Annotated in this window: 4 protein-coding genes, 1 tRNA gene and 2 pseudogenes; 3 read left to right on the top strand and 4 right to left on the bottom strand. The window is 66.4% G+C overall.

Annotated elements, in window-relative coordinates; translation table 11 throughout:
• The coding region (locus U9979_RS02035; RefSeq protein WP_322778028.1) for a FadR/GntR family transcriptional regulator at positions 1–722 on the top strand (722 nt) is incomplete at its 5' end.
• Between the two features lie 108 nt (positions 723–830).
• A tRNA-Thr gene (locus U9979_RS02030) sits at positions 831–906 on the top strand.
• 914 nt (positions 907–1,820) lie between these two features.
• Here the strand turns inward: U9979_RS02030 and U9979_RS02025 are convergent.
• Positions 1,821–2,048, bottom strand: a pseudogene (locus U9979_RS02025) (transposase); the annotation flags it as partial.
• Between the two features lie 391 nt (positions 2,049–2,439).
• Positions 2,440–5,298: a CHAT domain-containing protein gene (locus U9979_RS02020; protein WP_322778026.1), complete on the bottom strand. Its 2,859-nt coding sequence runs from the start codon at positions 5,296–5,298 to the stop codon at positions 2,440–2,442.
• Between the two features lie 63 nt (positions 5,299–5,361).
• Here U9979_RS02020 and U9979_RS02015 point away from each other — a divergent pair, with 63 nt between their 5' ends.
• Complete coding sequence (locus U9979_RS02015; RefSeq protein WP_322778025.1) at positions 5,362–6,099, top strand: hypothetical protein; 738 nt, start codon at positions 5,362–5,364, stop codon at positions 6,097–6,099.
• Between the two features lie 141 nt (positions 6,100–6,240).
• Here U9979_RS02015 and U9979_RS02010 read toward each other — a convergent pair.
• Both U9979_RS02010 and U9979_RS02005 read right to left on the bottom strand, forming a co-directional pair.
• A pseudogene (locus tag U9979_RS02010) lies at positions 6,241–7,307 on the bottom strand (transposase).
• An 81-nt stretch (positions 7,308–7,388) separates the two neighbouring features.
• Positions 7,389–9,247: S8 family peptidase (locus U9979_RS02005; protein ID WP_322778024.1), on the bottom strand; the 1,859-nt coding region annotated here is incomplete at its 5' end.

Below are 9,247 nucleotides of genomic sequence, written 5' to 3'. Positions count from 1 at the left end.
GCATCAACAAGTTCTCCGAGATGGTAGCCGACGACCTGCGCGGAAGAGTCGCGCGTGGTGACATCCGGCCTGGCGACCATCTTCCACCGGAAACCGAGCTGATGGACATTTACGGTGTCGCGAGGCCGACAATGCGGGAGGCGCTGCGCATCCTTGAGTCAGAGTCTCTGATCATCCTGCGCCGTGGGTCCCACCTCGGGCCGCTGGTCCAAGAGCCGGACACGCGGGTCCTCGCCCGGCAGGCAGGCCTGCGGCTGCAGATGCAGGGAACGCCCGTCCGGGATCTGGCCGAGGCCCGGGTCGTCATGGATTCGGGGATTGTGGCGTTGGCGGCGAAGCGCCGTACCGCGGCGGATCTCCGGGAAATGCGGGCATGCCTCGTTGCAGCCGGTTCCGCTCGTAATGTGGTTGACTTCTCCCGGCGCGCGGCTGATTTTCGTGTGCTGGTGGTCCGGACTTCCCGCAATCGGACCCTGATACTGATGACAGAGCTTGTCTCATCGCTGCTCCACCACCAGTACGATGCCGTTCTGCGCAATATCTCGGACCACGATGGGCGTCGCTTCATCGAGCAGTCCCTGGCCCGCTATATACGGCTGACCGACCTGATCGAAGATTGTGACGTGGTAGGCGCGGTCGAGTTCTGGGAGACACAGGGCGCGATCGACGACGAATTCGGGATGATCAGCCTGGGCTCGGCTCCCATGATGATCTACTCCTGACCGGTGGCACCCGACCGGTGGCTCGGCCGCGGGGCTGCCTGCCGGGAGCATCGGCCTGTCGTGGGCAACCGTCCGTTGATGCTCTACGCTAGGGGGGTACCTGGACTGGCCGGCGTGGCGCAACTGGCAGCGCACTCGACTTGTAATCGAGCGGTTAGGGGTTCAAATCCCCTCGCCGGCTCCAGATAGATGGCCTTTGACCTACGGTTTTGCAAAGTTAAAGATCATCCATTCAAGATCGAAATAGGTTTGTGCGCGCATTGTGTGCGTATTCGGCAGTTTTGTGCAAGGAACGATCATGAACGGGGTGTCGTCTCGGGGTGTGAGGGCCGGGACCTGCGGCTGAGACGCCGTCCCGACAGTGGTGACGCTCTGTCACTTTCGCGCCGTTTGCTGCCTGCGAAGCGGGCGGCCCGCGACCAGGGTGACGCGTGCCGGCTGGCGGTGGCTGATCCGCCGGCCCACCCCGCGTCACCGCGGCGCGGGGATCGGATGTTCACGGTGCCGTCAGGGCCGATGGCGGCGTGGTGGATGTGACCATGGCGGCGGGGCCAGCGGCCCCGGTGTCGGGCGCCGACGATCGTCGCAGCGTGGAAGGGGATCCATGCCCGCACGGTCCGCTCCAGTCAGGGCACTCCAACCTGCACCGGCGACATCGGCACCGTGATCGTCGCTATGGGCCTTGATGGACAGGGTTTGTGGGCTGAGTGAGGAAGGTGGCGAGGGGCTCAAGGCTGGGGTGGTAGCCGTCGTGGGTGTCGACGGTGAGCCGGGGGAGGTTCAGGCGGATGTCGACGAAGGCGTTCGGGGAGTGGGGTGTCGCGGCCCGTGTCTGCGTGGGCCGGTCACGGTCAACGGTGAGACGGGCCCTTCCATGGTGCGCGCTGTGCGAACGGATGTTCGAGTGTGGCTCGGCGGTTAGATGGCGGCGATCCGGCGGCCCAGCTCCGCGACTAGTCCCTCTTGCTTCCAGGGTGCCTGTGGGGTGTCAGAACTCGGCCACCGGCCTTGACCTGGGGTTTTAGGCGGCTCGTTCGTATTCGTTGATCAGGCCACCGAGGACGGGTCGGCGCTTGATCCGTTCCTTGGTCAGGTCTGCGACACCAGCCGGTGCGCTCGCAGCGCTCTGGGCAGGAGTCGGATCAGTGCGGCGAGGACCGCCCGGTCCGCCCAGTCCCACCGGGGCTTGGGCTGGGTACGGCGCAGCACCGCGACCTCATGCCGCAGCACCAGCAACTCGATGTCCTTGGACGTTGACAAACGGCCGAGGAGAACAAGCCAGCCGCACACCCGAACGAAGATCAGATAAAGCAGGCGGATGGACATAACTGACCATCATCCCGCCAGCCCCGTACGGCCGCATCTCCCCAGCTCACAGGCCCAGGCCGACTTCTGGCACCCCACAGGATCCTCCAACGATGCCGACAGGCTGATCGGATTCCGCATGGCAATCAAGATCGAGTGCATTGTTCAGTGCGACCATTGCGGGACCACAGGGCACGTTCTTCCGATCAGGGTCTGCCAGAGCTGTCAACGGCACACATGTCGGGAATGCGGGTTGGCGGCGGGCCGTCAGGTGGTGCCGCCGGGGCGGGGCTTCCTCGAGTCGGTCGCCAATGCCCTGGAGGTCCGCGCCGGGGCGTGTCCGTTCTGTCTCGACCGCCGAGAGGGGCCGGAACCGGTCGTCGTCAGACTGCCGAGCTGGTGATCCGTCGGCTCAGCGGCCGCGGTGGGCGAATCCAGCCCAGTAGCGCGGTTCGGCCAACTCCTCGCTCCCGACGGCGTCGTCGAACTCCTGGCGTCCGGCCAGATCGTCGGGTACGGCCCGATCGGGGTCGACCATCCACAACTGCGCGGCGCGCAGTGCCTGCCGCACCGGTGTGCCCTCCGAAACGAAGTGGTGGACCATGTAGCTGAGCACCGCCGACGCCTCGTCGTCGATCGGCCAGAGGGAGCCGATCACTGAGGCCGCACCGGCAGAGAGGAACGCGGTCGCCAGCGTTAGCACCTCGTCGTGGTCGGCGTCGGTGGCGTCGGTTGTGCAGGCGGAGAGGAACACGAAGGGTCCTATTCCTTTTCCCGCCGCCGGGCGGCCGGCCGCGCGCCGCAGCAGGTCGTGGACGGACAGCCGTGCGCTGCCCGCAAGCCACAGACCGCTCTTGGTGGGGTCGGAACCGGTACTGCCGTGGCAGGCGAAGACCACGCGCCCCGGTGGTGTCGACGCGTCGAACAACTCGGCGAGGACCGTCTGCGGCGTGGCCTCCAGACCTCGGCTCGCCAGCGCCTTCGGATAGCCGAGATAGGTCCCGGTCCGGTAGAAGTCCGCCCGCAGCGCCATCGCCTCCTGTTCGGCGAACAGGAGGTCGCGGGTCGGATTCGCGATGATCAGCGAGTGGTCGCCGGGGTCGACGGTGCGCGCCGCAGCCGTGCAGATCATGCCCGCCGATGCGGCATAGGTGAATTCGGCGGCCTGTACGGCGTAGCGCAGGCCGCCCTCGGCGGCCCACCTTCCCGCGTGCCACGGGACGGCGCCGGCGACTCCGACGGGGACGAGCGCGCAGACCACGGGAGGATCGGGGATCTCGGCCAGGTCGATGCCGAGGTGGCGGAGGAGCGGCTGGAGACATTCCCCGGCCCAGTCGCAGACGGCGTCCAGGGCGGCGGCCTGGCCCGCAAGGTGCGACCGCAGTGCCGGCTGGTCCGGTCGCATCTCCGGCACCTCGATGAACACTGGCTCGCCGGTCCGGCGCAGGGTGAGGAAGCCTCCTTCCGTGAAGGGTGTCGCCAGCAGGACGTACGCCACGGCATCGATGCCGAGCTCCGTCATCGCCGCCTGGACGTCGGCCGTCCGGGGCGGCTCTACCAGGTCGGAATCGGCGAGTGCGGCGGCGATCCGCTGTCGCAGGTCGTCCGGAACCACCTCGTCGGACACCGGGGCGGACAACCACCGAATGCGATGCTCCTCCCATTGGGCGGCGAGTTCGGCAGCTCCCTCGGCCTGCAGCAGCTCACCTAGCGCGCGGGACGCTGTCGCGGCTTGCAGGACCAGCGTCCGTCCGGCCTCCAGGGCGTAAAGTCCGCAGTCGCCGCCGATGCTCAGGCAGAATGCGATGGCCCGGTCAGACTCGTGGGAGGCCGCCCGCGCGGAGCGGACCGCCAGCCCGGGCGTGGGCTGTGTGAAGACCCGCCAGGCCGGACCGCGCATTCCCCGCCGGAGGTGGTGAAGCGCCGCCTCGGGCTCGTGGTCCGCGAACGCGAGGGCCATGGCGACGACATGGAAGGTCAGCCAGTTGCCGATGGATGAGTACTCGCCCATGGCGTCGATGGCGGCCGACACTGCCCGCTTCGCCTGGTGGCGCTCGAGGTCGTCGGGATCATCGGACAAGGCCGCCAACGTGCTCAGCGCATGCATCGCAGTCTGCTGGATGTGTCCGAGTGTGTCGCCAGCAGGGGCAGACGGCCGGAGGGGCCTGGGCGTCTGCGCGAGGCAAGGACACTCGATGCCGTCGACCTGAACTCTTCCGTGCACGCGGTGGTAATGGCGGACGCTGTCGAGCTGCATCTCGAACCTCACGTCCGGAGTCGAGGAGTGCTGGGTGATCAGTCGGCGAACCGACTCGAAGGTTCTGCGGTGCTCGGCGTCGTCTCCGGTGGCAAGGTCGCGAGCCAATGCCGCGTTCAGATGGTTGTGCCTGGCGATCAGTGACGTGTCGGGGATGTCGGCTGCGAGATCGGCTGCAAGATCGGCCGCGGCTTCGAGAATGGGAACGGACTCACATATTCCGGAAGCGTCTCCTGCGGCTACTGCTCGGCGGAACAGCGCATTTCCGAGGAGGCCGAGGGCGTCCACGGCATTGGCGGGGGAAAGCTCCTCTCTACCGTCGACCAGGGATCTGCCGACCTCGACCGCTGCGTCGGCATCGGCGATGTCACCGCGGAGCTCACACCGCCGCAGGAGCGCGTTTCCTACGGTGAGAAGTCCCAGCGTGCGAACGGTGGATTCCAGAGGAAAGGCGAGCGCGGCCTCGACACTGTTGATCAGCGCAGCCAGCGGTCCCTCGATCGACTCGCCCGCGGGCGCTGAGGCCAGCGGAATGAACAGCATGCTGGCTGCCACGATGACCATTGAAGCCTCGTCCGCTGTTGTCGGCGGGGCCGCGAGCGCCTCCCGCAACTCCTCGAAGGCAAGGACCTCGTTGGCCAGGTCGACCATGTGTGAGCCGAAGGGGGCCGCCATTGGTGCGGGTGGCGCGCCGCACGCGGTGAGCAGCTCGGCAACCCGCTCGGCGATGCCCGCGCGCTGCTCGCCCGGCAGCGCCGAAAGGTCGATCACTTCGAGTCTCGATCGTGCGGCGGACATCGCCGATTCGGCGCCGAGTTCGCCGAGCGCGTCGGCGACGGCCAGCGCGATCTCCGCTTCGAGCAGTCCGGCCACCGCGCGCTGCAGGTCGTCCTCTGCGGCCCGAGTCGCCCGCAGGGCCAGGTCGGCTGCCGCCAGGTGGTCCGGAACATCGCCGGATGCCCGCGCGCGCTCGAACAGCAGCCGTGCCTGCGAAAGTGATTGATGATAAGTCATATCATCGGGAGCGACCATGGGGCTACATTAGGTACTCTCGCTGACCTCGAGCAAGGTGGATGAATGGCCCAAGTGCCCAAGGCATACTGGAATGCGGTGCGCCAGAAATTCAGTCTGAGTCCGGTGTGGCCCGTGGGCGGTACGGTGGCTCTGGGTGACATTGGTCGGCTCTCCCCAGGTGGCTGGATCCGCGAGACCAGCGCGAGCGGGCTCGGGATGACGTGGGACGTGGTCCGTGGTGCGCCGGGAGACTACGATCTCTCCTATGGGGCCGACACGACCATCCACGCCGGCACCACCGCCGACCTGGGCGCGGCTGGCGGCAGGCTCGAGTTCGGCAGCAAGCGCGGCGACGGCCTGATGCTGAAGGCGAGCCAGGGCGTCCAGGCCGATGTCGCCGACCTTCGCCGGCTCAAGGCAGACGTTCTGGCGTGCCCGGATTGGGACCCCGCGTGGGTGGTCGTGACCTCCGTCGTGAGCGTCGAGACCACCTGCCTGCTCATCGCCACGGGGCGGGACGCCTCCGCCACCCTGCGACTCGATCCCGGACCGCTGCTCGGCGGCCTGGGTGTCACCGCCCGGATCACGGCGGTCAGGAAGTCCGGAACGGTGTTCAGCTACATTGCAGGCTCGCCCACGGCCCTGTTGATGCGGTGCCACTACGTCCATGGGAACCGGAAGCGGAGCGTGAAGTCACGTGATCCGCGCGAGGATTCACCCGCCGTCGTCCCGGCGGGGCGGACGAGGTTCCTCCAACTCATCGACCTCGACGATACCGCCCCCCTCCCGGGGGCCGATTAACCGCTGGCGGAAACGGACGCCGCCGCATGGGACCCCAAATCTGTCAGAACGTCGAAGGTCGAGGGACCGGCTCGGGCTTGCTGAAGACCTCGAACCCCCTGTGGGGTGCCAGAACTCGGCCGCCGGTGTTGACCTGGGGTTTTAGGCGGCTCGTTCATATTCGTTGATCAGGCCACCAAGGACAGGTCGGCGTTTGATCCGTTCCTTGGTCAGGTCGGCGATGGGGTGGTCGGGCCGGGGTGCTTGAAGGCCACAACCGCAGTGGGGTCGCCGTCCGTTGTAGTGGGTCACGTACTCGGCCAGGACGGTACGCAGGTGCCGTTCACCGAAGATCAGTATCCTGTCGGTGACCTCGGTCCGGACGGTGCGGACGAACCGTTCGGCGTAGGCGTTTGCCCGTGGGGTTCGGGGTGGGATCTTGACGGCGGTGATGCCGGCGTCGGCGAGGACCGCGTCGAACGACGCGGTGAACTGTCCTGCGCGGTCACGGACCAGGATCTGGAAGTCGGCCGCCCGGTTGCCGCGGTCCATGAGGAGGTTCCGGGCTTGTTGGGTGGTCCACGGTCCGTCGGGGTGGGCGGTGACCCCGAGGATGTGGACGGTGCGGGAGCCGACCTCGATGACGAAGAAGCAGTACAGACGCCGTAGTGTCACCGCGCAGTCCACGTGGAAGAAGTCGACGGCCAGCATGGTCGAGGCTTGCGTGCGCAGGAACTGTCGCCAGGTCGTGTCGGTGTGCCGTTTCGGAGCAGGGGGTATCCCCAAGGATGTCAGGACCCGGCGGATCGTGGAGGCGCTTAGCCGGTGGCCGAGCTTGAGGAGCTCACCCCGGATTCGCTGGTATCCCCACGTCGTGTTCTCGGTCGCGAGCCGCTCGATGAGGGTCACGATCTCCGCGCTGATCGGTGGCCGTCCCGTCCGCTGCGGGTGGGTCCACTTCCGTGTGACCAGGCGGCGGTGCCACCGCAGGATGGTGCCGGGGGTGACCGCCGGTGCGTTCGCAGCGCTCTGGGTAGGAGTCGGATCAGGGCGGCGAGGACCGCCCGGTCCGCCCAGTCCCATCGGTGCTTGGGCTGGGTACGGCGCAGCACCGCGACCTCATGCCGCAGCACCAGCAGCTCGATGTCCTTCGACGCCGACGAATGACCGAGGAGAACCAGCCAGCCACACACCCGAACGAAGATCAGATAGAGCAGGCGCACGGACACAACTGACCATCATGCCGCCAGTTCTCCATCGTCGCATCACCCCAGCTCACGGGCCCAAGCCGACTTCTGGCACGCCACAGCCTACTCGACAGGGATCTCGACAGGGATGTGAAGGAGGTTCGCCACGGGCGTGTAGAGGTCGATGTCGGTCTCCTCCGTCTTGAGGGATACAACCAGCGCGTAGCGGACTGGCTGACCGATACGATCACGGTTGTTGTTGTTCTTCCACCAACCACCGACGGGGTAGACAGCGATCTTACCGGTCTCGGCGAGCTCCGCTCCGGATGTCTCCCAGATGTCCTGGTGGAGGGAGCCGTAGTTACGCTGGTTGGCTCCGATGAGCCATGACACTTGCCCGGCGGCCGGGCGTCCACCGGTTTCCGCGCTATGCGCGTCACGATTCATTCGCTGGACGAATTGGGCCTCGCTTTCAAGCGGGTCCTGCAGTTCGAATCGGAGGCCGTGCGATGCGTAGCTGTAGCGCTGGCGCCAGCCACGGCGAGATGCGGTTGGTTCGATGAAGTAGGAGAGGGTCACGCGCAGGCTCACCGAGGAATCACCCAACTCTTGGAGCACTTCGCGCGGCCACGGAAGGTCGTGCAGCCGGAAGAATGGAACCTTGAAATCGTCACCGTCGAACGGGATGAATTTGTCCTGCACGACGAGTGTGACTGTCTGGTCCGAGGAGAAGAGCACCCTCTTCTCTGAAGGCACACCCCACCCATAGCGGCGAAGGAGCATCTGCTGCGCCTGAAGACTTTTCCGGCGGCTTTGGTCGACATCCCTGCGCATCACGGATGTCCATTCCGCAGCATGTACGAGCAGAGCGCGGACAGTCTCTGGCCAGTATGTGGGGTACGTCGCCATCACCAGGGCAGCGAGCCGGGCCGCTTGGGCGGTCGCTGCGCTGGTTGCGTTTGCTGACGTCAGCACTTGGTCGTTCGCGTGGCCCGTGGTCCGTAACGAGAGCGTCGCATGGCTTGGCTCGAACATGGAGGCGCCGTCGTGAAGGACGTTGCCGCCTTCCATGACGATGTCCGGCTTGATCGGCCAAGGCCGGGGGCCGAAACGCAGGGATGTGCGGCTGTGAGGCGAGAGGTCGCCTTGCTGCGCAACGGTAGACCATCCCTCATAGGCAGGGTCGGTTGGGAGCGTGGTCAGGTTGGTGTATGCGCCTACGGTCAGTGCGTTCCAGGCTTGGCCGGGGTCGCGGATCGCAGCGGTGTCTGACTCCGCAAGGTAGTTGGCCACAAAGGTATCGACGTTGCCAGCGGACACGACAAGCAGACGGGCAGCAGCAGTGTCTGGCGGTGCGAGCAGGCGAAGGTTACTGCCGTCCCTGGTGACACTCGCACCCACCGCAAGCGCGTCTACGATCGCTGACCACAGGGTCGGCTGGCCCGGATTCCCAGGTGTGTCGCTTTTCGTGCTGACCGGCATACAGAACGTCCGCCGGCGTGTCGCGGTGACCTCAGGCAGCGACACCGCCTGTGCAGTCACGTCACCATAGGTGAGTGGATCGTGCGGCTGCTCGATCTTCGTCGGAAGGATCCGGACCGACTCTAGCCGGTGGCGAAGCCGCACCTGATCTGACGAGACGAGGTACTGGTCCATCTCGCCGCCGAGGAGCGCGACACCGGCCATCTTGGTACCGTGACCATTTTGGTCGAAGCCACTGACCCCGACCACGGTATGAAGGTCCTGTGGCGCGAGCGACCCTTCAAGTAGGACGTGAGTCCTGGCTACGCCCGAGTCGAGGTGACAGACGGCGGGCTGAAGCTCATCGGCAGGCTCAAGACGCTTCGCTAGATCGTTGACATACTCGGCCTGTTCCTCGGGGGCGAGGTCTTCGATGGAGTCGATGAACTCAGGGCGTCGGATCTCGGCGACGGGGATCGCCGTGAAGGTCAGTACTTCGAGTTGTCCCCACGTGGACTCAA

The sequence above is a fragment of the Protofrankia sp. Cas4 genome, from assembly GCF_963555915.1.
Taxonomy (GTDB): domain Bacteria; phylum Actinomycetota; class Actinomycetes; order Frankiales; family Frankiaceae; genus Protofrankia.
Note: the sequence above shows the minus strand (reverse complement) of the source record. Positions and strands in the feature narration are given on the sequence as shown.